Source organism: Microvirga sp. HBU67558, assembly GCF_018069605.1.
GTDB classification, from domain to species: Bacteria; Pseudomonadota; Alphaproteobacteria; order Rhizobiales; family Beijerinckiaceae; genus Microvirga; species Microvirga terrae.
The window spans coordinates 1-301 of record NZ_JAGPUP010000120.1 but is presented as its reverse complement, the minus strand read 5'-3'; the positions used below and the strand labels follow the sequence as shown (position 1 = coordinate 301).

1 pseudogene is annotated in these 301 nt (G+C 63.1%); it reads left to right on the top strand.

Annotated elements, in window-relative coordinates:
• A pseudogene (locus KBI52_RS00490) lies at positions 1–301 on the top strand (cytochrome C oxidase subunit II); the annotation flags it as partial.

Genomic DNA, 301 nt, shown 5'->3' with positions numbered 1-301 from the left:
TCGGGACGCGGGTCGAACCCGGTGATCAGGTCACGAGCCGCATCGTCGCCACGCAGTTCGCCTTCCAGCCGCAATGCATCGTCGTACCCGCGAACCGCATCGTCACCTTGCGCTTCGCCACGCCGGACGTGATCCACGGCATCCTGATCACGGGCACGAACGTCAACACCATGATCATCCCGGGCTATGTCAGCCAGGTGCATACCGTCTTCACGAAGACCGGCGACCTCCTGATGCCCTGTCATGAGTTCTGCGGCCTTGGCCACAGCCAGATGTGGGCAACGGTACGGGTCGTACCGGA